Origin of the sequence: Streptomyces sp. CCM_MD2014 (assembly GCF_000772045.1) — a bacterium.
GTDB lineage: Bacteria > Actinomycetota > Actinomycetes > Streptomycetales > Streptomycetaceae > Streptomyces > Streptomyces salinarius.
In genome coordinates this window covers 4,832,115-4,856,421 of sequence record NZ_CP009754.1, presented here as the reverse complement: position 1 = coordinate 4,856,421, position 24,307 = coordinate 4,832,115, and the positions used below count along the sequence as shown (strand labels likewise).

Here is a 24,307-nt window from a genome sequence, read left to right as displayed (position 1 = left end):
CTACCGGAGGGCGCCCGCCCCCGGCAGGTACCCGAGGGCAACGTCGGGGGCAGCGCCCCGCCGCCGCCCCCGGCCACGGCGCAGGGTGCTCAGAGCGAGGAGAGCGCCTTGGCTATCGCCTCTTCCCACTCCGTCTGCTGCTCGGGGTCGTTGAGCGACGCCTCCCATTCCTTCTCCGACTGGTTGTGCTGGTCCGGGCCGCACTTGAGGGACTTGAGGAACGCGCGGGCGTCGCGCCGGATGTCCTCGGGGACGTTCTCGCTCGCGGGGACGGCCGGCCCGGCGGCCTGCGCGTAGATCTCCTGCGCGTTGAGCTGCCGCTTTCCCTGCTTGATGGAGTGCGTCACCATGACCGCCTCCTTCAGCGCGTCGCTCCTCCTGCCCCGGCCGTCCTTGTCCAGCCTGGGCGCCTCGGGCGCCGGTGTTCCTTCCTGAGCCGGGGTTGTCCGGGCGTGCTTCTGGTAGTCCCGGACCGAGTTGTAGCGCTTGTTGCCCTTCCGCACGCCCTTCTCGGCCGCGAATCCGCCCAGGGCCAGTGCCGTCGTGCCGCCCACCACACCGGCTCCGATCCCGCCGGAGACCGCTCCCGCCGCGGCCGCGATCGCCACGGCGCCCGCGGTAGTGCGCGCGACGTTGCCGGTGAGGTTGGTGGCACGGTGCCTGAGTTTTCTCCCCTTCTTCTTCACGGCGTAGTCCCGTCCACTGGCCAGGTGCCCCGTCAGCTCCTGCCGCAGGCCGTCGATGAGGGTGCGCTCGTCCTCGACGGCCCGCAGGGCCGCCGCTTCCTCGCCGGGCTCGGCGGCCGCCAGCCTGATCGATTCCTGGGCCAGCTTGGTGTTGGCCGCCCCCAGGTCCTCCAGGACCTCCCGGAGTCTGCGGTCGCGCTTCGCGACCTCGCCCTTGAAGTGGTCCTTCAGTTCCTTGCGCTGCGCATGGGTGTCCTTGAGGACCTTGAGGTCGCGGCCGGCGGTCAAGGAGGAGAACGCGATGTTGAGGCCACCGCCGGCGGCGCCGAGCTCGGCGACTCCGGCCACGTTCTCGGTGATCCTCATGGCGTTGTCGGTGATCTTCACGACGTCGTTGGTGGTCATCAGGGCGTTCGTCGTCGCGGCGAGGGGCTTGGTGTTCACGTTCTTCCGGTGCCCGTGGGAAGCCGGACCCGATTCATGGCGCTTGCCGAAGGAGTCCTTGAGCGCCGCCAGGTCGTTGAAGGTCCCGGTGGCGTCGCTGGTCACGTTGATCGGGTTCTCGACGAGCTGCTGGACCGCGGTGCCGTGCACCCTCCCGGTGTCCCCGAGTTTCGTCGCCTCCGACCGCTGCGTTCCGCTGTACGGCGCACTGAGCCGGAGGGCCGCCAGGTCGGGCACGTCGACCCACGACTTGACCTTGGCGGAGGCCTTCTTGACCGCGCCCGTGGCACGCTTGCGCAGGGACCCGTCGGCCTTGCCCGTACCCGCCGGCTCCGCCTCGCCCGTCCGCTCCGCCGCTTCCGCCTCGTTCTTCTTCGCGGCCTCCGCCGCGGCCTCCTTCGCCTTCTCGGCCTCCCGGGCCTCTTTCGCCGCGCTCAACGCCGTCGTCGCCGTGGTCTGGTCCGCCCTCCGGTCCAACTGCCGCTGCCCCGCGGCCGCCGCCCTGTTCCGTGCTTCGGCCGCGTCCCGCGCGTGCGCCCGCTCCTCGGCGCGGGCCGCCTCCGCCTGCTGACGCCGCTCCGCCGCGATGTGCGCCTGCCTGTCCGCGTCGGCCTGGGCCCGGTCGGCCTGTCTCAGCGCCGTGTCCGCGGCCTTCTTGTGCCGTGCCGCCTCACGCTCGGCCTTGCCGCGCTCCCGCGCCGCGACGTCGGCGTTCTTCTCGCGCCGTGCTGCCAGGTCCCCGGCCGCCTTCGCCTGCTCCTGCGCCCTGTCCCGGTCCTCGACGCACGCGTTCGCCTCCTCGGCGGCCTTCTTCCGCGCGTCGTCGGCGGTCCTGATCTCCCCCGCCTGCCGACGTGCCTCCTCTTCGGCCTCCCCCGCCTGCTCCAGCGCCTTGGCCGCCGCCTCGGCCCACTTCTTCACGCTCCGCGCGATCTCGTCCTCGGCCTCCGCCTTCGCCCGTGCCGCGGCCTCGGCGGCCTCCTGCTGCTCCCTGGCCTCCTCGGCCTGCTTCCTGAGCTGCGCCACCCTGGCCTCGGCGGCCTCCTGCCTCCGCCTGGCCTCGTCGGCCTGCTTCGTGAAGTCCGCCGCCCTGTCCACGGCGTCCTTCCGCCTCTCCTCGGCCTCCTCGGCCTCCTCCGTGTACTTCCGCTCCTCGGCACGGGCCGCCTTCGCCGCCGCGCGTTCCCCATGCTCGGTGTGCTGGAGTTCGCCCGCCCTCTCCTCGGCGGTCTGCTGCTTCTCCATCGCCGTCCCGGCCGCCTCGGTGTACTTCTCCTCGGCCTCGAGTGAGCTCCTCCGGTTCCGCTCCGCGGCCCCGGTGGCGCCTTCCAGCTTCTCCGCCCTGCCCCGGGCGGCCGCCGCCTTCTTGTGCGCCTCGACCGCTTCCCCGGACGCCTTCCACACGTCGGCCTCGGCGCCCGCCCGCGCCAGCGACGCGGCCGCGACCGCCTCCTTCTGGGCCGCCACCTCGTCCACGGCCGCCTGCTGCTCGGTCTTCGCGGCCTCCCCTTGGCGCGTCCCGCCCCCCGGTCGCTCGGTCCCGGTCACCGGCGTGATCGCCAGGTCGTCCGCCGCCGGCGCGGTCGCCCGCGCCACCACCGCGTCCCGGGGGAGCTGCGCCGTACCGGCCGCGCGCTGGATGGCCGTACCCGACCCACGCCTGATCGCCGAGGCGACGGCCCGGTTGCCCGCCGCGGCCTGCAGCAAGGCCAGTGGCGGTTGCTGACGTCCCTGCCGGCGGGGCGGGGCCGGGGCGGCCCCGGCCGTGCGGTGTCCCGGCGTCTGGTTCAAGCGGTCCGACACGGACGATCCCCTTCTGGCACCCCGTCACCGCCCCCGCTCACGCGGGGCAGACCCCGGTGCGGCGAAACGGCACGACCGGAACGGGACTTGATCGCAAGATGACATCCTGGCGAACTGGCAGTCGACACAAGATGTTGAATCAGAAACGCCGGACGACCGCCAGGGGTCTCGGAGGGGAAGGGCCGGGAAGGACCGGGAGTCTGCCCCATCGGGCACGACCAGGGGCAATGACCATGCCCCCACACCGGCACCGGAGGGCGTTTCGGCACAGGCAACGCGCGCGTGAGGCTGAGGGGCGTCCTGTCTCGTACCCCGAGGAGAGCAGAGCATGCCGTCCTACCTGTCGCCCGGCGTCTACGTCGAGGAGGTGGCCAGCGGCTCGCGCCCGATCGAGGGAGTGGGCACGTCGGTGGCGGCCTTCGTCGGTCTCGCCCCGACCGGCCCGCTGAACGAGCCCACGCTGGTGACCAACTGGACGCAGTACGTCGCGGCCTTCGGTGACTTCACCGGCGGGTACTACCTCGCGCACTCCGTCTACGGGTTCTTCAACAACGGCGGTTCCGCCGCCTACATCGTCCGGGTCGGCGGCTCCGCCGACGACGCCGTCGCCGGTGAGACCGCGGGCGGCAGCACCGCCCCCGCCGCCGTCACCGGCGGCACCGCCAAGGCCGCGCTGCCCGCCGCCGAGCCCAGGCAGCTCGGCACCTTCGCCGTGACGGCCACCGCCGCCGGCCAGAGCGGCCCGCTGACCGTCGAGGTGGCCGACCCCGAGGGCGAGGGCCCCGCCGAGCGCTTCAAGCTGATCGTCAAGGACGGCGACAAGCCGGTCGAGACCTTCGACGTGAGCGCCAAGAAGGGCAACCGCTCCTACGTCGTCACCCAGGTCAAGGAGCGCTCCAAGCTCATCACCGTGACGGAGGCCGCGCCCGCCGCGCAGCTGGTCCGTCCGGAGAACCAGACCGTGGTGCTGCCCGCGCCGCCGTCCGCCGCCCCCGCCGTCCCGGACCGGGCCGAGAGCGCGCAGCCCGGCCCGACCGAGTACATCGGCGACTCCGCCGACCGCACCGGCTTCGGCGGCCTGGAGGCGATCGACGAGATCTCCATGGTCGCGGTGCCCGACCTGATGGCCGCCTACCAGCGCGGCGCGATCGACCTGGAGGCCGTCAAGGCCGTCCAGCTCGGTCTCATCGCCCACTGCGAGCTGATGGGCGACCGCGTCGCCATCATCGACCCGCCGCCCGGCCAGAATGCCCGTCAGATACGCGTCTGGCGCCAGGAGACGGCCGGTTACGACTCCAAGTACGCGGCTCTGTACTACCCCTGGATCAAGTCCTTCGACCCGGCCACGGGCCAGTCCCGCCTGGTCCCGCCGAGCGGCCACGTCGCCGGCATCTGGGCCCGCAACGACTCCGAGCGCGGCGTGCACAAGGCCCCCGCCAACGAGGTCGTCCGCGGCGCCGTCGACCTGGAACTGCAGATCACCCGCGGCGAGCAGGACCTGCTCAACCCGATCGGCGTCAACTGCATCCGCTCCTTCCCCGGCCGCGGCATCCGCGTCTGGGGCGCCCGCACCCTCTCCTCCGACCCGGCGTGGCGCTACCTGAACATCCGCCGGTACTTCAATTACCTGGAGGAGTCGATCCTGATCGGCACCCAGTGGGTGGTCTTCGAGCCGAACGACCACAATCTCTGGGCCCGCATCCGCCGCAACATCTCGGCCTTCCTGGTCAACGAGTGGCGCAGCGGCGCCCTGTTCGGCCAGAGCGCGTCCGAGGCGTACTACGTCAAGTGCGACGAGGAGACCAACCCGCCGGAGTCGGTGGACCTGGGCCGGGTCGTGTGCGAGATCGGCATCGCGCCGGTCAAGCCCGCCGAGTTCGTGATCTTCCGGCTGGCCCAGTTCTCCAGCGGCGGCGGGGAGCTGGAGGAGTAGCGGGCGGCGTGCTCCGCCCCTTACGCCCGCGCCCACGCTCGCGCCCACGCCATCGTCAAAAGCCTCAGAAGGACTGAGAACACATGAGTCTGAACCCGGGTGACTCCCTTACTTCACACAATTTCGGTCTGCAGATCGACGGTGTGATGATCGAGTACCTCTCCGAGGTCAACGGCATCACCCTCGAGCAGGACGTCATCAAGTACCCGCAGAACAACGGCGCGACCGGCAAGCTCGAGATCGCCGTGATGCCGGGCTCCGCGAAGGACGGCTCCTGCACCGTCGTCCGCGGTATGACCCAGTCGTCCGCGTTCACGCAGTGGATCAACGACTCGCTCGAGGGTCGTATGTCCTCCGCCCGCAAGAACGCCTCGATCATCGTGATGGACTACGAGGACAACCCGGTCAAGCGGTACAACCTGCGCAACGCCTGGTGCAGCAAGCTCGACATGAGCCCGGTGAAGGCCGGCGAGGCCTCCGCGCTGACCGAGACCGTCACCATCGTGTTCGAAGAACTGGTCATCGAGTAATGCGGCGTATGGCTGCCAAGGCGCCTGCCGCGGCACCCCAGACCGCGGCGGCGGGAGCGGACTTCCCCCGTTCGGCTCCCGCCGCCGCGCCGGCGGAGGCACCGGCGGGTGCCCCGGCCGGACCTCCCGCCGGGCCCGCCGCCCCGCCCGTCGAGACGGCACCGCGGCAGGAGTTGCGGACCGAGTTCCCCTTCGAGCTGCCGCGCGGGTACGTCGACGACGCGGGCACGGTGCACCGGGACGGCGTGATGCGCCTGTCGACGGCCCGGGACGAGCTGATCCCGCTGCGCGACGTGCGGGTGCAGGAGAACCCGGCGTACCTGTCGGTGGTTCTGCTCGGCCGGGTCATCACCCGGCTGGGCACGCTGCCGTCGGTGCACGACGGCATCGTGGAGAACATGTTCGCCTCCGACCTGGCGTTCCTCCAGGACTTCTACCGCCAGATCAACGCGGAGGGGCACACCCGCGCGGCCGTCGCGTGCCCGCACTGCTCGGAGGCCTTCGAGGTGGAACTCGGCGGGAGCCGCCTGGGGGAATCGTGACGTACGCGACCGACCGGCTGCACGAGGAGATCGCGTACGTCGCCTACCACTTCCACTGGAGCCTGGAGGCGATCCTGGATCTGGAGCACCAGGACCGCCGCCGGTACACGGACCAGATCGCGTCCCTCGTGACGCGTGGCACGGCGGAGGGCTGATCGGTGGGATTCCTGGACCGGCTGCGGGGCCGTCGGGACGACGTCGTCGACGGCGACCGGGGCGGAGCCGCGCTGTCCGCGGGTCCGGTTCCGGAGTCGGGGCCGGGGTCGGTCGCGGCTTCGGACGAGGGCTCGGGTGCGGGCGGGAGTACGGCGTCCTCCGCCGGTCCGGGCGCCGGTCCCGCGACCGGACCGGCGCCCGTCGCCGTCGCCGCCTGGACCGGCCTGCCGCCGATCCAGCGGGCGACGGGTGCGCCGCGTACGGGAGTGGCGGACGCCGGTTTCGGCGGCCGCCTTCCGACGTGGCAGAACCCGTCGTTCACGAGCGCGCCGTCCCCGGCGGTACTGAACCCGGCGGCCGGTGACAGCCTGCTGTCGGGCGCCTTCGGCACCCCGGCCCGCCAGCCGTCCTCCACGCCCCTGGCGCCCCCGCCGGGCCCGCCTCCGGTCCAGCGGATGCCGGTCGCGCCCCTGCGCGCGATACCGGCGGATACCTCCGAGACCGGCGCCCCCGGCGTTCCCGCGGGTTCCGTGGCGCCGACCCGGACCTCCGCCTCGGGTGCGCAACCGCGTACGCCCCGGGCACGCAGGGGCGCGTCGACACCCGCACCGGCACCGCAGCCGGCGTCCACGGCCACGCCGCCGGTGCAGCGGGCGGCGCGTTCCGCCGGGGCGGCGCCGGTCCCGTCGTCCACGGCGCCGGCGAGCACACCGCCGGCCCGGTCCGCGCGCGGGGTGCGGGTGACGCCGGTACCGCCCGTCGCGCCCAACCCGCGGCAAGGACTGACCAAGGCCCCGACCGGGGCGTCGGCCGTGCAGCGCCGGTCCCTGCCCGCGAGCCGCCGGACCGCCGGCTCCCCGCCGGAGTCCTCCGGAACGGCGCCCACGTCGGCGGACGGCGACCGAGCGGATCCCGGCGCTCCGGTGCGGCCCGCCGTACCCCCGCGGCCCCGGCCCGCGGCACCCGCCGATCCGCCGTCCCCGGCCGTTCCTCCCGTACAACGGACGGAGTCCGCCAACACCCCGGCTTCCGAGCCCGCTTCGGGCAACCGACCGGCGTCCGACACCCCCGTGCGGGGCACCGAGCCCGGGTCCGGCGACCGTACGGCAACGACTCGCGAGGCCGGTACGTCATCCGTCACGCCGGTGCAGCGCGCCATACGCGAGCCCGGCACCGACGCACCCACGCCTCCGGCCCGCGACGCCGGTACGCGCGAGTTCGACACGCCGGTCCAGCGCGCGGTGCGCGAAACCAACACCGCCCCCACACTCGCGCCCGCACGGGACCGAAGCACCCCGGCACCCGGCAGCACACCGGCCCCGCGAGCCACACGCAACACCGGCGACAACACCGAACCCGCAACCACGGCCCGCAACGACGGTACGCACGGGTTCGACACGCCGGTCCAGCGCGCGGTGCGCGAAGCGGGCACCGCCCCCACACCCGCACCCGCACCCGCACCCGCACCCGCACCCGCACCGGACCGAAGCACCCCGGCACCCGGCAGCACACCGGCCCCGCGAGCCACACGCCAACCCGCGCCCGCCCCGGAATCCGCGCACGCCGCGGAATCCGGCTCGGCCGGTGAGCGTCGGCCGACCTCACCCGGCGCCACGTCGGCGGGTCCCGTGGTCCAGCGGTCGGCCGGCCGACGCCCCAGGGCGGGCCTCGGGCCTCCCATTTCGCGCTCCGGCGACGACACGGCGGCCCCTGCCCCTGCCTCCGCCCCCGCCCCCGCCCCCGGGCAGCGCCCCGTGCCGCGGACCGGCCCCGCGCCGACCGGGACGACGGGGACGACGGGGACGACGACGAGCGAACTCCCCGTGCAGCGGGCGGCATCCGCGAACGCGTCCGTGCCGGGAACGCACCCGACGCCCACCACGCGCCCCCGCACCACCCCGGCATCCGACCACGCCGCATCCGGCCTCCCGGTGCAGCGCGCGTCGGCGACCCGCTCCGCCATGCCCGCGCCCGCGCCCGCGCCCGGCGCCGGAGGCACGGACACCGGCAACGCGACGCCTCCCTCGGCGCCTTCGTCGTCCCCCGCGCCGACGCCCGCCGCAGGAACCTCACCGGCCGCCCCCTCGCGCAACGCCCCTTCGGCCGCCTCGTCGGCCACGGCACCGGGCACACCGCCCGCGCCGGTTCAGCGGGCCGTCGCCCGCATCACCCCGCCGACGGCCCCCGGCGGCGATGCGGCCCCCGCGCGACCGGCGAGCCGCCCCTCCACGTCACCCGGCGCCCCGAGCGCCCCGGCCAGCGCCCAGTCCCCGGTCGAACGCCGGGCGGCCGCCGACCAGTCGAAGCCGACCCAGACGCCACCGTCCTCGGGACTCACGGCGCCTCCGCCGTCCCACCGTCCGTCCGAAGCGCCCTCCCCCGCGCCCACGGCGTCCCCGGTCCAGCGGGCCACCGGCAGGCCGGCCACCGGCCTGCCCGGCTCGCCCTCCACGCCCCCGGCACCGGCACCGCACGGCGGCACCCCCGCGGCACCCCCCGTCCAGCGATCGGTCCCGGCCCAGAGCCCCGTCGCCGGCCCGGAATCCCCCGTCGGCCAGAACGCGACGGGCCACCCCCCCTCCATACCCCTCAACCGGCCGGAGACCCGCCCGGCGGAATCCCCCCGCACGGAGACCGGCCGTACTCAGACCCACCGGCCCGCAAGCAGCCGGCCGGGGACCAGTGGCTCCCCGGCCGCCCCGGTCCACCCCGTGCAGCGCAGTGCCGCGCCCCGTCGTCCGGGACTCGGCGCCCCCACCTCCTCGGGCCCGGCCAACGCCGTACGCCCTGCCGCACCCCCCGCTGCCGCGGCCCCGGCGACACCGCCCGCGCAGCGCCCCTCCGCGCTCGGTGCCTCCCTGCCTCCGGCCGGTACCGCGCCCTCGGCTTCCCGCCTCCCCGCAGCGGCCCCCGTTCCGGTCGCCACCGAGCCTCGTACCACTCCGCCCGTCCAGCGGGCCACCGCGCCGGGCGGCACCCCGGTCACGACCGCGGCGAGTCCGGCGTCACCGCCGTTCACGGCACAGCCGCCCTTCACGACCACACCGCCCTTCGCGGCACCGCACCCTTCCCCGGCCGTCCCTTCTCCGGCCGCCCCTTCCCCTCTCCCGGTGTCCTCTCCGACGCCCCGGCGGAGCGCGCCCACGATCACGACGGCGGCCGCGCCCCTCACGCCCCCCGCGCCGCCGCCCCTGCCCGCCACCGGCGGCGCCGGGCCCAAGCCCCCCGCCGTCCAGCGCTCCGCCACGAAGGCCGTGCCCCTGCGCCGGCCCGCTCCCCCGTCCGTCTCCGGCGCGCCCCTCCCGGTGGCCCCCCTCACGCCGCCCGCCGCGTCGGCGCCCCGTCCGGCCCTCCCCGTCGCCGCGGCGGCGCCCGCGCCGCCGACCGGTGACCCGGTGCCCGCCGCACCCGCGGCTCCTGCCGTCACCGCCGCGCCGGCCGCGCCCGGCGACGCCTCGGCGCTTCCGGTCCAGCGCGCGTCCGGCCGCGGCAGCCGGGCCGGTCGTACCACCGGTGCCCTGGCGTCGAGCGCCGCGGCCGCCCTGGCCGAGACCCTCACGCGCTTCCGGCCCCCCTCCTCCCCGCAAGGCCCGGCCGAGCCACCACCGCCGCCGTACAGCGCCTCCCCGCCCGGCAGTCCGCCCCCGTACTCGGCGGCCCCCGCCGAGCCCAACCCGGGGGAGGGCCGGCGGCCGCCCGAGTACACGGCGGTCCCGGACGGTGGTTTCGACCCGCGTCAGCTCACCGAGTTCCAGCTCGACGAACTGGTGCACCGGATCGTCGGCCGCGTCACCCGCCTCGTCCGCACCGAACTGCGCATGGACCGCGAACGGATCGGCAGACTGCGCGACCCCCGCTGACCGAACGCGCCGGACGCGCCGAACGCACCGGACAGGCCGAAGAGACCGACCGGCCCGAAGCGACCGGACCGACCGCCCGCCCACCCACGACCGTTCCCCTCCCTCCGACAGAAAGGCCGACCCGATGACCCGCCAGGACCCGGGCTCCTCCATCTGGTTCAGCCTCGCCATCGACGGCGAGAGCCTCGGCTACTTCAACGGGTGCGAGGGCCTGTCGACCCAGGTGGAGGTGGAGCAGCGCCAGGAGGGCGGCAACAACGGCTTCGTGTGGCAACTGCCCACCCGCGTCACTTACTCCAACATCCGGCTGACCCGCCCCCTCACCCCGGACACGGCGAAGGTCGCCAAGTGGATCTCCTCCGTGCAGACCGGCATCAAGCGGCCCACCGCGCAGATCTCCGCCCTGCGCGCCGACGGGTCGCTGGTCGCCCGCTGGGGACTGATCGACGTCCTGCCCGTCAGCTGGCAGGGCCCCAGCCTCGACCCCGGCAACCTGTCCGTGGCCAACGAGGTCCTGGAGATCGCCCACCACGGGTTCACGGACTGACGGCGCCGAAGAACAGAAAGGAAGACCCATGGCCAGCAGCAAGGGCGCCGGCAAGAGCCTCGTACGCGCCAACCTCGCCATCCACGAACCTCCCACCGGGGACTCCACCACGCCCGGTGGGCTGATGCGCACCTTCGACTTCGAGTTCAACCCGGCCCAGCTGACCCTCACCCGCCGGGCTCAGTGGAACGCGACCCCCGTGGCGGCCGTACGGGAGGCCGCCAAGCCGGAGTTCCTGGGCGCCGAGCCACGGGAGATGACCCTGGAGATCTTCCTGGACACCTCCATGAAGCCCGACGCCACCACGGTGCTGAAGAAGGTCGAGTCACTGCTGGACTGCTGCGAGGTCACCACCAAGAGCCTCGGCGCCGACCAGCCGTCACCGCCCTGGGTGGTCTTCGAGTGGGGATCGTTCTCCACCGCCCGGTTCACCGCCTACGTCGCGTCCGTCGAGGCGTCGTACACCCTCTTCAGCACCACCGGCGTCCCCATCCGCGCCACCTGCCAGGTCACGCTGGTCGAGATTCCCGGCCCGACCCAGGGGCAGAACCCGACCTCGGGCGCGCTCACCGCGCAGCGCGTGCACCGGGTCGTCGCGGGCGACTCGCTCCAGTCGCTGGCCTGGCGGGAGTACGGCAGCGCGAACGCCTGGCGGGCCATCGCCGAGGCCAACGGCATCGACGACCCGTCCCGCCTGCCGACCGGCACCCAGCTCATGCTGCCGGCCGCCGAGGAGGTGGCTCGCTGATGGTGCGTCCCGCGTTCTCCAGCATCGTCAAGGTGCGCGTCGGCTCCGCCGAACTGCCCGACGACATCGCCCTGATGCTCGTCGACGGCTGGGTCGACCAGGGCGTCGGCGTGCCCGCCGCCTTCCGCCTCACCTTCCGCGACCCCAAGCGCAGGGTCCTCGACAGGCTCGGGGTGCAGTTCGGCACCCGGGTCGTCATCACCCCCGTCGCCGACGGAAAGGGCATCGGCAAGCCCCTGCTGACCGGCGAGGTCACCGCCATGGAGGCCGACTTCGACGGCACCGGCAGCTACACCGTGATCCGCGGCTACGACTTCGGGCACCGCATGATGCGCCAGCGCCGCGTGGCCGCCTACCGCAACCAGAAGGCGTCCGACATCGCCCGCAAACTCGCCGGCACGGACGGCGTGTCCGTCGGCCGGATCGATCCGACGAAGGGCGCCTACGGGTTCATCAGCCAGTCCAACGTCACCGACTGGGACTTCCTGGCCCGGCTCGCCGACGAGAACAACATGGTGATGTACGTGGACGCCAAGGGGAAGCTCCGCTTCGTCAAACCGAACCCGGCGTCCGGCGCGCCCTCCCCGAACACGGACGGCGACCAGAGCGCCTTCGTCCTCCAGGCCCGCCACGACATCATGCGGCTGCGCGCCGCGGTGACCGCCGCCGACCAGGTCGGCGAGGTCGAGTCGCGGGGCTGGAACGTCACCACCAAGAAGAAGATCGTCGAGACCGCGCCCGCCCAGACCGACCCCGGCATCACCATCGGCTCCACCCCCGGCAAGGCCGCGGGCGCGTTCAAGACCGCCAAGCTCGTCGAGACCGCCCACCCCTACGACCGGCAGGACGAGGTGCGGCACGCCGCGAAGGCCCTCGCCGCCGACGTCACGTCCTCCTTCGCCGAGCTGGAGATCTCCGTCAAGGGCAGCCCCGACCTGCGGCCCGGCGTGCCCGTGGCCCTCTCCGACGTCGGCAAGCCCTTCGAGGGCAAGTACACCGTCACCTCGGCACGCCACCACTTCGGCGACAGCGAGGGCTACCGGACCTGGCTGACCGTCAGCGGCCGCCAGTGGCGCTCCCTGTACGGGCTCGCCTCCGGCGGCGGCGGCGCCGTGGACCCCGCCGGCGCGACCCGGCTGCCCAGTGTCGCCAACGCCATCGTCACCGACGTGCAGGACCCCCTCAAACAGGGCAGGGTCAAGCTCCAGTTCCCGTGGCTGGACGACACCTACGTCAGCGACTGGGCACGGAGCGTGCAGCTGGGCGGCGTGGCGGGCGGCGGCATCTTCCCCATGGACGTCGGCGACGAGGTGCTCGTCGCCTTCGACCGGGGGGCGCTGGACCACCCGTTCGTGATCGGCGGCCTCTACAACGGCCGGGACGTGCCGACCAAGAACGACGTGCCCCTGCACGACGGCCTGAAGAAGAAGGCCGCCCGGCACACCCTGTCCGACCGCACGGGCAACCGCGTCGACCTGCTCAGCCAGCGCACCGGCGGACGCAAGCAGGGTGTCCGCATCGCCAGCGGCAACGACCGGCTGACCATCAACCTGGACCGCACCAAGACGGAGATCACCGTCGACAGCAAGGGCTCGGTCACCATCACCGGCAGCCGCTCGGTGTCGGTGGAGGCGGGCACGAGCCTCACCCTCGAAGGACGCCGGTCGGTGACGATCAGGAGCGGCGGCCCCCTCACCATGGAGGGCAAGGGCCTGGTCAGCCTCAAGTCGCTCGGTGGCGTGGTCGACGTGAACGCCATGGGCGGCGCCCTGCTCATGACCTCGTCGGGCGCCGCGACCCTCACCGCCACCGGCCTGGCGACGATCACGGCCGCCAACACGAAGATCACCGGCGGCAAACTCGACCTCTACGGCGGTTTCTTCGTCAACGAGATCAAGTACCCGTTCGGATGACCGCACGACCGCACCGGCACTTCGGGGTGGCCGGCAGAAGGAAACGGAAAGGGCAGGTGGCTCCCTGATGGCCGAACAGTTCGTCGGCTCCGGCTGGTCGTTCCCCCTGCGCATCGGGCCCACCGGCGGCATCGCCCTCGTCAGCGGCGAGCGGGAGATCGAGGAGGCCATGCAGCTCGTCCTCGCCACCGCCCCCGGCGAGCGGCCGATGCGTCCCGAGTTCGGCTGCGCCATCCACGACCTCGTCTTCGCGCCGGTCAACGAGCAGACCGCCGGCCGCATCCAGCACGAGGTGTACACCAGCCTGGACCGCTGGGAGCCGCGCATCGAGGTCCACGAGGTCGACGTCACCGCCGGCGAGGACCAGAGCGTCCTCCACATCGACGTGCGCTACTCCATCCGCGGCACCAACAACCCGCGCAGCCTCGTCTTCCCCTTCTACGTCATCCCCTCACACGACGAGCCGGACCTCCCCGACGGTCCGGCCGGCCCCGCGGGCCTCCCGGGCTCTCCCGAAAGCGATCGCTGATGTCCCTGCCCTCCCCGAACCTCGACGACCGCCGCTTCCAGCAGTTCGTCGACGACGCCAAGCGCTACATCCAGCAGCGCGCCCCGGAGTGGACCGACCACAACGTCTCCGACCCCGGCGTCACCCTCGTCGAGACCGTCGCCCACATGGCCGACCAGATCGTCTACCGCCTGAACCGGGTGCCGGAGAAGAACCACCTGGCCTTCCTCGACCTGGTCGGCATCACCCTGTTCCCGCCGTCCGCCGCCCGCACGGACGTCACCTTCTGGCTGTCGGCGCCGCAGGAGGACGCCATCCTGGTGCCCGTCGGCACCGAGGTCGCCACCCTGCGCACCGAACGCGACGAGGCCGTCGTCTTCACCACCACCGCCGACCTCACCGTCGTACCGTGCGCACTCGGCCGCCTGGTCGTGCAGCACAGCGGCGAAGCCGTCACCGACCGCACCACCGACCTCGCCGAGGGCAAGGACCTGATGTGCTTCGCCGAGGCGCCCGCCCCCGGCGACTGCATGCTCATCGGCCTCACCAACGCCGTGCCGCACTGCGCGCTCGCCCTCGAACTCGACAGCCGCGTCGACGGCGTCGGCGTCGACCCCCGCCAGCCGCCCCTGGTGTGGGAGGCCTGGACCGAGGACGGCTGGCAGCCCTGCGACGTCGACCGCGACGGCACCGGCGGCCTCAACCGCCCCGGCGACATCGTCCTCCACGTGCCCGGCGGCCACGTCCTGTCCCGCAACGGCGGCCACGAGGCCGGCTGGATCCGCTGCCGGGTCACCGACCCCCTGCCCGGCCAGCCCTTCTACACCGCCTCGCCGACCATCCGCTCCGCCGAGGCCTACACCGTCGGCGGCACCACCGGCACGGTCCACGCCGAGACCGTGTACGACGAGGCCCTCGGCGAGTCCACCGGCCTCCCCGGCCAGCGCATCCGGCTCGAACACGCCCCCGTCGTCGCCGACGACCCGCCCGTCCTGCTCCAGACCGCCGCCGACGACGGCTGGCAGGACTGGCAGGTCGTCCCCCACTTCGCCGGCTCCCGCCCCGACGACCACCACGTCACCCTCGACGCCGCCACCGGCGAGATCGCCTTCGGCCCCGCCGTCCGCGAGGCCGACGGCACCCTGCGCCAGTACGGCACCGTCCCGCCCAAGGGCGCCGTCATCCGCGCCCGCCGCTACCGCACCGGCGGGGGCAGGGCCGGCAACGTCGCCCGCGGCGCCGTACAGGTGCTGCGCACCTCCATCCCGTACGTCTCCGAGGTCGTCAACCGCGAGGCCGCCCGCGGGGGCGTCGACGGCGAGACCGTCGAGGAGGCCAAGCTCCGCGCACCGATCACCCTGCGCGCCCAGGAGCGCGCCGTCACCCTGCGCGACTACGAGGAGCTCGCCCGCCGCGCCGCCCCGGAGACCGCCCGCATCACCTGCCTGGAGGGCGAGGAGAACGAATACGGCGCCCACGCCGTCCGGGTCCTCGTCGTCCCCCAGGCCGTCCCCGACCCGGGCGGCCGCCTCCGCTTCGAACAACTCGTCCCCGGCGACGCCCTCCTCGGCCGCATCACCCGCCACCTCGACGAACGCCGCCTCATCGGCACCCGCCTCTCCGTCGGACCGCCGTACTACCAGGGCGTCACCGTCGTCGCCACCGTCCACGCCTTCCGCGACGTCGACGCCGACCGCGTACGCCGCCAGACCCACGACGCCCTCTACCGCCACCTCGACCCGCTCACCGGCGGAGCCGACGGCAAGGGCTGGCCCTTCGGACGCCCCGTGCAGGCCGGCGAGGTCTTCGCCGTCCTCCAGCGCGTGCCCGGCGTCGAACTCGTCGACGAGGTCGTCCTGCACCCCGCCGACCCCCTCACCGGCAAGCGCGGCGACCCCACCGACCGCATCGACCTCGAAGCCCCCGCCCTGGTCTTCTCCTACGACCACCGGGTCCGCGTGATCGGCGACGGCGCATGACGTCCGCCCCCGCCTCCCGGCGAGGCTCCGTGGACGGGCTCGGCTCCTCCCTGCCCATCGCCTCGATGCTGCCCGCCGTCTTCGCCGACGACGACCTCGCGCTGCGCTTCGTCGGCGGACTCGACGACGTCCTCGCCCCCATCCTCAGCGTCCTGGACTGCCTCGACACCTACTTCGACCCCGCCCTCACCCCGGCCGACTTCGCCCAGTGGCTCGGCACCTGGGTCGGCGCCGAGACCGACGGCACCGAACCCGAGCCCCGGCTGCGCGCCGCCGTCGCCGCCGCCGCCCGGCTGCACCGCGTACGCGGCACCCGGCAGGGGCTGGCCGAAGCCGTACGGCTGGCCTTCGGCGTCGAACCGGAGATCACCGAGAGCGGCGGCGCCCAGTGGAACGCCCGCCCGCTCGGCCCGTTCCCCGGCCGCCCCCGCCCCTACCTGCACGTCGCCCTCCGGCTGCCCGACCCGAAACCGGCCGACACCCACCGTCTGGACGCCCTCGTCGCCGCCGCCCGCCCCGCCCACATGCCCTACACGGTCGAAGTGACCGCCTCCGAAAGGACCCCGGAGAGATGACCACGCAGAACTGCGCCGAGTGCGGAACCCGCGCGGAACCGGGCCAGTCCTTCTGCGACGCGTGCGGCGCCGTACTCAGCTGGGAACAGACCGGCGCCGCCCGCAACGCCCGGCCCGCGGTCGCCAAGTCCGACCAGAGCCCCGCCTTCGACGCCTTCGCCGGCGCGGGCGTACCCCCGGCCCGCACCGACCGCCCGGCCACGGCGCCCGCACCCGCTTCCGCCGCTGCTCCCGCTGCGGCTCCGCCGTCGGGTTCCGACGGCACCGCCGCACCGGCCCCGGGGGCCGTCGGCGACAACCCGAACCTGCCCCGGCAGCGCCGCACGGAGGGCCCGGAGGGCACCCCGGCCGCCGACGGGACGACGGGCGACGCGGGCCGGGCAGGTCAGGCCGGTTCGCCGGGCACGACCGCCCAGAACCGCGACCCCGCGCCCGACGAGACGGCCCCGACCGCCCCGCTGCCCTCCGCGGCGGCCGCGCCTCCGGCCCCCGCCCCGGCGGCCCTCAGCGACACCATGTCCGACCGGGCCCGCTCCCTCCTCGTCCCCGTCGCCGACCCCGAGGCCCCGGCCCCCACACCTCCGCCGGCCGTCGCCCCCGTGCTGCCCGGCCGCCCCGACGCCGACCGCCCCCAGGTCCGCGCCCCGGGCCACCAGCCGGACATCGCCAACGGCCCGCCCTGCCCTTGGTGCTCCACCCCCAACCGCCCCGACCGCCACTACTGCGCCCGCTGCGCGATGCCCCTGGTCGCGAGCGGCGACCAGGCCACCACGCGTGCCCCCTGGTGGCGCCGGCTCTTCGGCGGACGCCGCCGGGAAACCCCCTGGGCCGGCGACCGCCCCCGCCTGCGCCGGGTCTTCGACCGCATCGGCACCTGGATCACCGTCGCCGTCGTGGCCACCCTGGCCGTCCTCGGCTTCATGTACATCCCCGAGGGCATCGACAACACCCGCGACCACTTCGCCAAGCGCGCCCCCGTCTCCCCCGACGGGATCAAGGCCTCGCACTCCTTCCCCGGCCACGACCCGAAACTCCTCATCGACAAGCTCAGCAACACCTGGTGGGGCCCGGGCATCTCGGAGTCCGGCCAGGGCGAATGGGTCGAGGCCACCTTCACCGAGCCGACCCGCCTGCTCGACGTGATCATCACCCCCGGTGTCTCCTCCCGCGCCAACAAGCTGCAGGAGTCGGCCCTGCCGCACCGCATCAAGGCGACGATCACCATGAAGGACGGCTCGGTGAAGACCCGCGACCTCACCCTCGACCAGGGCGCCGGCGGTCAGCGACGCCCGTTCCGCGTCGGCGAGGTCACCAAGGTCCGCTTCACCATCGAGTCCGCCCACGCGGCATCCGCCGACAAGCAGGTCGCGATCGCCGAGATCGAGTTCTTCGGCCCCTCCAGCGCCAACCGCTCCTCCTGATCCGAGCCGGGGCCCCGCCACCCACGACGACCCGAAACCGGCGGGGCCCCGCGCCCACCCGAAACCGGCCCCGCTCCCCACCCGAACGGACGCCACACCATGCGTCCACCGCCCGGCCGCCAGAGGCTGAGGCCATGCCCACAGCACGAGCGATATCCACCGCCGTCCTGCTGTCCACGGCCACCCTGCTCGCCTCCTCCCTGACGGCCTGTGCGCCCACGGACCGGGAAGGCGACCGGCAACGCGGCACCGGCGGCACCACCACCGACGCACAGGCCCTGACCAACCTCCGCACCCAGTCCCTGGACTGGAAACCCTGCGACGCCCCCTCCCCCATCCAGGGCGGCGGCGAGGCCCCCACGGCACTCCCCGACGGCACCCGGTGGCAGTGCGCCACCCTGCGTACGCCGTTGAACTGGAAAGACCCCTCCGGCGAGACCATCGACCTCGCGCTCATCCGCGCCCGCACCAGCGGCACCCCGGACGACCGGATCGGCTCCCTCCTCTTCAACTTCGGCGGCCCCGGCGGCTCCGGCGTCGCCACCCTGCCCGGCCTCGCCCCCGACTACGAGAAGCTGCGCACCCGCTATGACCTCGTCAGCTTCGACCCGCGCGGCGTCGGCGACAGCAGCGGCGTCCGCTGCCTCGACGCCGGCCTCCCCGACGAGGACGACATCGACCACACGCCCGACGACGGCGGCGACGAGACCAACGCCCTCGTCCGGTTCAACCGCGAAACGGCGGCCGCCTGCAAGAAGAACTCCGGCGACGTCCTCCCCTACGTCGGCACCACCCAGGCCGCCCGGGACATGGACCTGCTGCGCCAGGTCCTGGGCGACGACGAACTCCACTACTTCGGCATCTCCTACGGCACCGAACTCGGCGGCGTCTACGCCCACTTGTTCCCGGAACACGTCGGCCGCGCCGTCCTCGACGGCGTCGTCGACCCCACCCGGGACGCCATGGAGGAAGCCCTCGCGCAGGCCGGCGGCTTCCAGCTCGCCTTCGAACACTTCGCCAACTGGTGCGCCCGGCAGGGCTGCACACTCGGCGACGACGCCGAGGACATCGTCGACCTCACCGTCGGCCTCGAGGAAGCCCTCGACGACAGCCCGCTCCCCACTCCCGGCGGCGGCGAAGTCGACGGCGACGCCCTCATCGAGGCCATCACCGGCGCCCTCTACCGCCAGGACTACTGGCCCGCCCTCCGCGTCGGCCTGGAGGCGGTCACCGACGACAACGGCGAGGTCCTGGAGGATCTCGCCGAAGCCCTCGGCCAGCACGGCAGGGGCGGCGACCCGGACGACGACGCCGACGGCACCGACCCGGACGAGAGCAACGAGGACGACGCCTTCCGGGCCATCACCTGCGACGACTCCAGCAACCGCTACACCGTCGCCGACGTGAAGTCCCGTCTCCCCGACTTCCTCGAAGCCTCCCCCCTCTTCGGCCCCGGCCTCGCCTGGTCCGCCCTCACCTGCGACGGCTGGCCCGTCCCCGGCGCCGCCCCGCACCCCGAGGTCAGCGCCCCCGGCGCACCGCCGATCCTCCTCGTCGGCAACACCGGCGACCCCGCCACCCCGTACGAGGGCGCCGCCCGCATGGCGGAACGCCTCGGCGAGAAGGTGGGCGTGGAACTGACCTACGAGGGCGAGGGACACGGCGCCTACGACAGCGGCAACACCTGCGTCCAGGACACCGTCAACGCGTACCTGCTCAACGGCAGGCTCCCCGCCCCCGGCACGGTCTGCGAGGCCGAGCCGCTCCCGGAGGGCAAGTAACCGGGAACCACCGGCAACGCCCCCGCGATCCGGGATCGCGGGGGCGTTGCCCTGTCACTGCGGAGCCCCCTGTCGGATTCGAACCGACGACCTTCGCTTTACAAGAGCGGCGCTCTGACCAGCTGAGCTAAGGAGGCACGCGCGCGGCGGGCGCGCGCAGGCTGCTCCACTGTACACAGAGCCGGTGAACGATGTGATTCGAAAATTTCGGCGAAATTCACAGACTCCCGGCTACTGACAGATCAGGTGAACGCCGGGTACCGTCCTGCTCAGCTTCACCCGTGTGGACTACACCACCACCTTCCTACAACGGATCGTCCGGCACGTTCCTGCCGGTAGAAGGGGGCCCATTCACCATGGCCACAGTTACGTTCGACAAGGCGACCCGTGTGTACCCGGGTTCCACCAAGCCCGCCGTCGACGGTCTCGACATCGACATCGCGGACGGCGAGTTCCTCGTCCTGGTCGGTCCGTCCGGTTGTGGCAAGTCCACCTCGCTCCGGATGCTCGCGGGGCTCGAGGACGTCAACGGCGGTGCCATCCGCATCGGCGACCGCGACGTGACGCACCTGCCGCCGAAGGACCGGGACATCGCCATGGTGTTCCAGAACTACGCGCTGTACCCGCACATGACGGTCGCCGACAACATGGGCTTCGCGCTCAAGATCGCCGGCGTCAACAAGGCGGAGATCCGGCAGAAGGTCGAGGAGGCCGCGAAGATCCTCGACCTCACCGAGTACCTGGACCGCAAGCCGAAGGCGCTCTCCGGCGGTCAGCGTCAGCGTGTGGCGATGGGCCGCGCCATCGTGCGTGAGCCGCAGGTGTTCCTCATGGACGAGCCGCTGTCCAACCTGGACGCCAAGCTCCGCGTCTCCACCCGTACGCAGATCGCCTCGCTCCAGCGCCGGCTCGGCATCACCACCGTCTACGTCACGCACGACCAGGTCGAGGCCATGACGATGGGCGACCGCGTGGCGGTGCTCAAGGACGGTCTGCTCCAGCAGGTCGACACCCCGCGGAACATGTACGACAAGCCCGCGAACCTCTTCGTCGCCGGCTTCATCGGCTCCCCGGCCATGAACCTGGTCGAGGTCCCGATCACCGACGGCGGCGTGAAGTTCGGCAACAGCGTCGTCCCGGTCAACCGCGACGCCCTGAAGGCCGCCGCCGACAAGGGCGACCGCACGGTCACCGTCGGTGTGCGTCCGGAGCACTTCGACGTGGTGGAGCTGAACGGCGGCGCCTCCAAGACCCTGTCGAAGGACGCGGCGGACGCCCCGGCCGGTCTGGCGGTCTCGGTGAACGTCGTGGAGGAGACCGGCGCCGACGGCTACATCTACGGCACGGTCGAGGTCGGCGGCGAGACGAAGGACCTCGTGGTCCGCGTCAGCAGCCGTGCGGTGCCGGAGAAGGGCGCGACCGTCCACGTGGTGCCGCGTCCGGGCGAGACGCACGTGTTCTCGTCCTCCACGGGCGAGCGCCTCACCGACTGAGAAACCACGCGTCCGGGTGATTTCACCCGCGTTGACGAGAAGAGCCCCGCGGCCTGCTGCGGGGCTCTTCTCGTTGTCGACAAATACCCCGGCACGCCCGACATTTCGACCGGTGTTCGTCAACCCCCTATCCGGTTCGCGCCCGTCGTTCATCCCCCGATGGGGTGACTAAATGTCGCCAAATCATTACCGGGCGCTACCCTCACTCGCGTGAAGCACTCCGTGAAGCACTCCACCACCCGACAGACGCGACGCGGCCGGGGCCCCGCCCGCCGGATCGGCCGCTCTCTCGCCTTCGTCCTGCCCGTCGTCCTGGTGCTCTCCGGGACTCTCGCGGTCACCCGCGTCGACTGGTCCGGGGATCCCTCGGACTCGGTGCTCGCAGCGTCCGAGGCGTCGTCGTCCAAGGCCTCCTCCGCCCGCGCCGCCCGCGCCCCGCACGAGGTGCTGCGCGACCGGCTGCTGACCGAGCTGCAGGAGGAGGACCCGGGCGTCGCGCTGACCCACCTCCAGCAGGCGGTGAACGAGCGCCCGTCGCTGGCCGACCACTGCGCGTCCATCGCCCGCGCGCTGGGCCGCGCCGCGGTGAAGGCGTACGGCCCGACGCGCGCCCAGTCGTACGCCCGCCCCGTCTGCGACACCGCCTTCGCCTCGGGCGTCCTGGCCGCGCACGGCTGAGTGCCCTGCGGGGGCGGCCGTGGCGCCGCGTACAGTTCGGGCATGACCGATCCGAACGCCGCGTCCCGTCGCCCCGTTCAAGCCGTCGTCCTGGCCGGCGGGCAGGGTTCCCGGCTGCGCCCCTACACCGACGACCGGCCCAAGCCGATGGTCGAGATCCCGGGCACCGGGACGCCGATCATCGGCCATCAGCTCGCCTGGCTCGCCGAGGAGGGCGTCACCGACGTCGTGGTCTCCTGCGGTCACCTGGCCGAGGTGCTGCAGAAGTGGCTGGAGAGCGCCGATCTGCCGCTGTCCGTCACGACCGTCGTGGAGACCGAGCCGCTGGGCCGCGGCGGCGGCCTCAGGTACGCCGCCGCCCGTCTCCCGCACCCCGACCGGCCCTGGTACGCCACCAACGGCGACATCTGGACCCGTTTCTCGCTGCGCGACATGGCCGACTTCCACGCCGAGCGGGACGCCGTCGCGACCCTCGCCCTGGCCCGTCCGCGGCTGCCGTGGGGCGCCGTGCAGACGGACGGCTTCGGCCACATCACCGACTTCATCGAGGCGCCGCCGTCGACGTTCGAGATCAACGCGGGCGTGTACGTCTTCTCGCCGGAGTTCGCCGCGATGCTCCCGGAGCGCGGTGACCACGAGCGCACCACCTTCCCCCGGCTGGCCCGCGAACGCCGCCTGGCCGGTTTCCCGATCCCCCAGGGCTCCTACTGGCGGGCGATCGACACCGCGAAGGACCTGACCGAGGCGGCCAGGGAGCTGGCGGCGCTGGGCGGCCGCTGAGGACCGTACACACGCAGGCAGTACGGAGCAGGGCCCCGCACGCGCTGTGCGGGGCCCTGCCGGCGTTGTGCGGGGTGCCTGGCGCCGTCAGCCCAGGAGACCCCCCACGAGGCGTCCGCCGGGCTCCCCGGTGGACGACGAGCCGCCGTCGTCACCGCTCCCGGTGCCGCCGGTGGAGCCGCCCCCGCCGCTGCCGCCGGTCGAGGTGCCGCCCGACGTCGGTCCCGCCGTGGTGCTCGGCGCCTGGCCGGCCGGGGAGGACTGCCGGGGCGGGGCCTGCCCCGTGGTGCCCTGGGTCTGGCTGGGCGTACCGCCGCCGGTGGTGGTGCCGTTGCTGTCGCGGGTCGCTCCCGGCGTGCTCGCGCCGTCCTTCGCCGGGGCCGACGCGCCGCCGGTCGCACCCTGGGTGGGCGAGGCGGAGGCCTCCGGGGACGAGGTCTTCGGCCCGCGCGTACCGGGCTCCTGCGGGAGCGGCGAGCCGGGCAGTTCGTTGCGCGGGGCCTCGCCGGGCCCGGGGACGACCACGCGGTCGGCGTCCCGTACGGCGCCGCCGAGGACGGAGCCGACCAGGAGGGTGATCCCGGCGACGAGGAAGGTGATGAGGGCGCCGCGGCGCAGGACGTAGCGGCGCAGGTCCCAGATGTCGGAGTGGGGGCCGAGCCGGCGCCAGGCGCTGCTCGCGAGCCTGCCGTCCACGGAGTAGACGGGTGCCCCGGCGATGATCAGCGGGGACCAGGCGGCGAGGTAGATGATGTCGGGCGCGTCGTAGACCGGGACGCTCTTCCAGCTGACGGTGACGAGGAGCGCGGCGGACAGGCCGGCGCCGATGACGGCGGCCACGCGCTGCCAGCAGCCGAGGACGGTCAGGACGCCCACCAGCACCTGGAGGAAGGCGATGACCAGCCCGGCGCCCACCGGGTGGGCGAGGGCGAACTGGCGCAGCGGCTCGGCGACGTCCCAGGGGTGCAGGGTGTTGAGCCACTTGACCATGGAGCCGCGTTCGCCGCCGTCGAAGTAGACGGGGTCGCACAGCTTGCCCATGCCGGCGTAGATGGAGATGAAGCCGAGGAAGACGCGCAGCGGCAGCAGGACGACGCCGAGGTTCATGCGGCGGCCGGGGAAGTAGGCGTGGCGCGCCGGGTCGTCGGTGCGGCGCCTGCTGCGGGGCTCGCCCTGCTCCGGGTCGTCGTAGTCGGCGTAGCCGTCGGGTCCGTGCCCGCCGGGTCCGGTCCCGAAGTCCAGCGTGTCGTAGGCGGGTTCGTCGTAGGCACTGCCGACGGTGCGCATGGCGGGCAGCAGCCGGGTGCCGTCGGGGACGGGGCCGCGCTGGGCGCCGACGAGGGGGGCCTCGATCGGTTCGGTGGCGGGGCCGTCGTCGTAGTCGAGGGGGCCGCCGTCGAGGCCGACCCGGGGGATGACCTGAGTGGCTCCGGCGTCGGCGGAGAGGTCGGCGGCCGGGTCGTCGGCGTGGTGACCGGCACCCGCGCGCACCGCCTGGAGCAGCCGGTGGGCGCCGGTGTCGTCCGGGTCGGAGCGCCCGCTCCACACGACGGCGCGACGGCGGGCCGGGGCGGCGGGCACGCGGGCGGTGTTCTGGGTGGCGCTCAGGTGCCGCGCGATCCGCGGGGACTGGGTCCGCCGGGCGGAGGCACCGAACTGCACGCGGAAGCTCGCGTGGTTGACGATGACCTGGGCCGGATCGCTCGGCACCTTCACCATGCTCAGCGCGGGAGCGTCGTCGTATCCCGACGAGCGGTCCCCCGTGGGTGTGCGGGGTGTTCTGGTGTCCACACTCATCTAACCGAGTGACGTGTCGTTAGGACACTGCCTTGACCGCCCCGATCTGTCCGGACCGCGTCAAGCATGTCCGGACAGCCTCGAACGCCCCGTTCGAGCTATACGGCGAACACCCGTTCAACGACGCCGCCGT

The 24,307-nt window shown here is 73.6% G+C and carries 19 protein-coding genes and 1 tRNA gene; 16 read left to right on the top strand and 4 right to left on the bottom strand.

Going from position 1 to position 24,307, the window contains the following annotated elements; translation table 11 throughout:
• Positions 1–89: 89 nt before the first annotated feature.
• A complete protein-coding gene (locus tag NI25_RS21675) occupies positions 90–2,933 on the bottom strand; it encodes a hypothetical protein (protein ID WP_078884690.1) in 2,844 nt (947 codons plus the stop codon).
• A 328-nt stretch (positions 2,934–3,261) separates the two neighbouring features.
• Here NI25_RS21675 and NI25_RS21670 point away from each other — a divergent pair, with 328 nt between their 5' ends.
• The 4 genes from NI25_RS21670 (at position 3,262) to NI25_RS39750 (ending at position 6,093) form a co-directional block, all read left to right on the top strand.
• Positions 3,262–4,866: a phage tail sheath subtilisin-like domain-containing protein gene (locus NI25_RS21670; protein ID WP_061444030.1), complete on the top strand. Its 1,605-nt coding sequence runs from the start codon at positions 3,262–3,264 to the stop codon at positions 4,864–4,866.
• Positions 4,867–4,949: 83 nt separating this feature from the next.
• Positions 4,950–5,396 (top strand): phage tail protein, encoded by a 447-nt coding sequence (locus tag NI25_RS21665; protein ID WP_030405220.1) that lies wholly within the window; start codon positions 4,950–4,952, stop codon positions 5,394–5,396.
• Positions 5,396–5,938 carry a hypothetical protein gene (locus NI25_RS21660; protein WP_061444029.1) on the top strand — a complete coding sequence of 181 codons (543 nt, stop codon included), beginning with the start codon at positions 5,396–5,398 and terminating at the stop codon, positions 5,936–5,938. Before NI25_RS21665 ends, NI25_RS21660 begins: the two co-directional genes overlap by 1 nt.
• Positions 5,935–6,093 (top strand): DUF6760 family protein, encoded by a 159-nt coding sequence (locus tag NI25_RS39750; protein WP_007450918.1) that lies wholly within the window; start codon positions 5,935–5,937, stop codon positions 6,091–6,093. The genes NI25_RS21660 and NI25_RS39750 overlap by 4 nt, the downstream gene beginning before the upstream one ends.
• 2,147 nt (positions 6,094–8,240) lie before the next feature.
• On the opposite strand, the gene NI25_RS21650 is transcribed toward NI25_RS39750, so the two are convergent.
• Positions 8,241–8,546, bottom strand: a complete 306-nt coding sequence (locus tag NI25_RS21650) for a hypothetical protein (RefSeq protein WP_148315148.1) — start codon at positions 8,544–8,546, stop codon at positions 8,241–8,243.
• Positions 8,547–9,204: 658 nt separating this feature from the next.
• Here NI25_RS21650 and NI25_RS38735 point away from each other — a divergent pair.
• The 9 genes from NI25_RS38735 (at position 9,205) to NI25_RS21605 (ending at position 19,426) form a co-directional block, all read left to right on the top strand.
• Positions 9,205–9,954 carry a hypothetical protein gene (locus NI25_RS38735; protein WP_107071796.1) on the top strand — a complete coding sequence of 250 codons (750 nt, stop codon included), beginning with the start codon at positions 9,205–9,207 and terminating at the stop codon, positions 9,952–9,954.
• A 124-nt stretch (positions 9,955–10,078) separates the two neighbouring features.
• A complete protein-coding gene (locus NI25_RS21640) occupies positions 10,079–10,501 on the top strand; it encodes a phage tail protein (RefSeq protein ID WP_061444025.1) in 423 nt (140 codons plus the stop codon).
• Between the two features lie 28 nt (positions 10,502–10,529).
• Complete coding sequence (locus NI25_RS21635; RefSeq protein ID WP_061444024.1) at positions 10,530–11,249, top strand: LysM peptidoglycan-binding domain-containing protein; 720 nt, start codon at positions 10,530–10,532, stop codon at positions 11,247–11,249.
• Entirely contained in the window at positions 11,249–13,162 is a 1,914-nt protein-coding gene (locus tag NI25_RS21630) for a VgrG-related protein (protein ID WP_061444023.1), read from the top strand. The genes NI25_RS21635 and NI25_RS21630 overlap by 1 nt, the downstream gene beginning before the upstream one ends.
• A gap of 67 nt (positions 13,163–13,229) precedes the next feature.
• The gene (locus tag NI25_RS21625; protein WP_061444022.1) at positions 13,230–13,691 is read left to right on the top strand and encodes a GPW/gp25 family protein; all 462 of its coding nucleotides are present in this window, start codon (positions 13,230–13,232) and stop codon (positions 13,689–13,691) included.
• The gene (locus NI25_RS21620; protein ID WP_061444021.1) at positions 13,691–15,649 is read left to right on the top strand and encodes a putative baseplate assembly protein; all 1,959 of its coding nucleotides are present in this window, start codon (positions 13,691–13,693) and stop codon (positions 15,647–15,649) included. The genes NI25_RS21625 and NI25_RS21620 overlap by 1 nt, the downstream gene beginning before the upstream one ends.
• Positions 15,646–16,224: a phage tail protein gene (locus NI25_RS21615; protein WP_061444020.1), complete on the top strand. Its 579-nt coding sequence runs from the start codon at positions 15,646–15,648 to the stop codon at positions 16,222–16,224. Before NI25_RS21620 ends, NI25_RS21615 begins: the two co-directional genes overlap by 4 nt.
• Positions 16,221–17,645: an NADase-type glycan-binding domain-containing protein gene (locus NI25_RS21610; protein WP_061444019.1), complete on the top strand. Its 1,425-nt coding sequence runs from the start codon at positions 16,221–16,223 to the stop codon at positions 17,643–17,645. The genes NI25_RS21615 and NI25_RS21610 overlap by 4 nt, the downstream gene beginning before the upstream one ends.
• 134 nt (positions 17,646–17,779) lie before the next feature.
• On the top strand, positions 17,780–19,426 hold the full coding sequence (locus NI25_RS21605; RefSeq protein ID WP_061444018.1) for an alpha/beta hydrolase: 1,647 nt from the start codon (positions 17,780–17,782) through the stop codon (positions 19,424–19,426).
• Between the two features lie 63 nt (positions 19,427–19,489).
• Here NI25_RS21605 and NI25_RS21600 read toward each other — a convergent pair.
• Positions 19,490–19,563 (bottom strand) — tRNA-Thr (locus NI25_RS21600).
• Positions 19,564–19,782: 219 nt separating this feature from the next.
• Here NI25_RS21600 and msiK point away from each other — a divergent pair.
• The 3 genes from msiK to NI25_RS21585 all read left to right on the top strand — a co-directional run bounded on the left by msiK (position 19,783) and on the right by NI25_RS21585 (position 22,377).
• Positions 19,783–20,919, top strand: coding sequence for a diacetylchitobiose ABC transporter ATP-binding protein MsiK (msiK, locus tag NI25_RS21595; RefSeq protein WP_061444017.1), 1,137 nt, complete (start codon positions 19,783–19,785; stop codon positions 20,917–20,919).
• Between the two features lie 222 nt (positions 20,920–21,141).
• The gene (locus tag NI25_RS21590) at positions 21,142–21,597 is read left to right on the top strand and encodes a hypothetical protein (protein ID WP_061447021.1); all 456 of its coding nucleotides are present in this window, start codon (positions 21,142–21,144) and stop codon (positions 21,595–21,597) included.
• A 42-nt stretch (positions 21,598–21,639) separates the two neighbouring features.
• Positions 21,640–22,377 (top strand): nucleotidyltransferase family protein, encoded by a 738-nt coding sequence (locus tag NI25_RS21585; RefSeq protein WP_061444016.1) that lies wholly within the window; start codon positions 21,640–21,642, stop codon positions 22,375–22,377.
• An 87-nt stretch (positions 22,378–22,464) separates the two neighbouring features.
• Here NI25_RS21585 and NI25_RS21580 read toward each other — a convergent pair whose 3' ends face one another.
• Positions 22,465–24,174, bottom strand: a complete 1,710-nt coding sequence (locus tag NI25_RS21580; protein WP_061444015.1) for a DoxX family protein — start codon at positions 24,172–24,174, stop codon at positions 22,465–22,467.
• Between the last annotated feature and the right edge of the window lie 133 nt (positions 24,175–24,307).

Coding starts and splice junctions, on each gene's coding strand:
- NI25_RS21670 (WP_061444030.1), top strand. CDS start 3,262: ATGCCGTCCTACCTGTCGCCCGGCGTCTACGTCGAGGAGGTGGCCAGC.
- NI25_RS21665 (WP_030405220.1), top strand. CDS start 4,950: ATGAGTCTGAACCCGGGTGACTCCCTTACTTCACACAATTTCGGTCTG.
- NI25_RS21660 (WP_061444029.1), top strand. CDS start 5,396: ATGCGGCGTATGGCTGCCAAGGCGCCTGCCGCGGCACCCCAGACCGCG.
- NI25_RS21640 (WP_061444025.1), top strand. CDS start 10,079: ATGACCCGCCAGGACCCGGGCTCCTCCATCTGGTTCAGCCTCGCCATC.
- NI25_RS21635 (WP_061444024.1), top strand. CDS start 10,530: ATGGCCAGCAGCAAGGGCGCCGGCAAGAGCCTCGTACGCGCCAACCTC.
- NI25_RS21630 (WP_061444023.1), top strand. CDS start 11,249: ATGGTGCGTCCCGCGTTCTCCAGCATCGTCAAGGTGCGCGTCGGCTCC.
- NI25_RS21625 (WP_061444022.1), top strand. CDS start 13,230: ATGGCCGAACAGTTCGTCGGCTCCGGCTGGTCGTTCCCCCTGCGCATC.
- NI25_RS21620 (WP_061444021.1), top strand. CDS start 13,691: ATGTCCCTGCCCTCCCCGAACCTCGACGACCGCCGCTTCCAGCAGTTC.
- NI25_RS21615 (WP_061444020.1), top strand. CDS start 15,646: ATGACGTCCGCCCCCGCCTCCCGGCGAGGCTCCGTGGACGGGCTCGGC.
- NI25_RS21610 (WP_061444019.1), top strand. CDS start 16,221: ATGACCACGCAGAACTGCGCCGAGTGCGGAACCCGCGCGGAACCGGGC.
- NI25_RS21605 (WP_061444018.1), top strand. CDS start 17,780: ATGCCCACAGCACGAGCGATATCCACCGCCGTCCTGCTGTCCACGGCC.
- msiK (WP_061444017.1), top strand. CDS start 19,783: ATGGCCACAGTTACGTTCGACAAGGCGACCCGTGTGTACCCGGGTTCC.
- NI25_RS21585 (WP_061444016.1), top strand. CDS start 21,640: ATGACCGATCCGAACGCCGCGTCCCGTCGCCCCGTTCAAGCCGTCGTC.
- NI25_RS21580 (WP_061444015.1), bottom strand. CDS start 24,174: ATGAGTGTGGACACCAGAACACCCCGCACACCCACGGGGGACCGCTCG.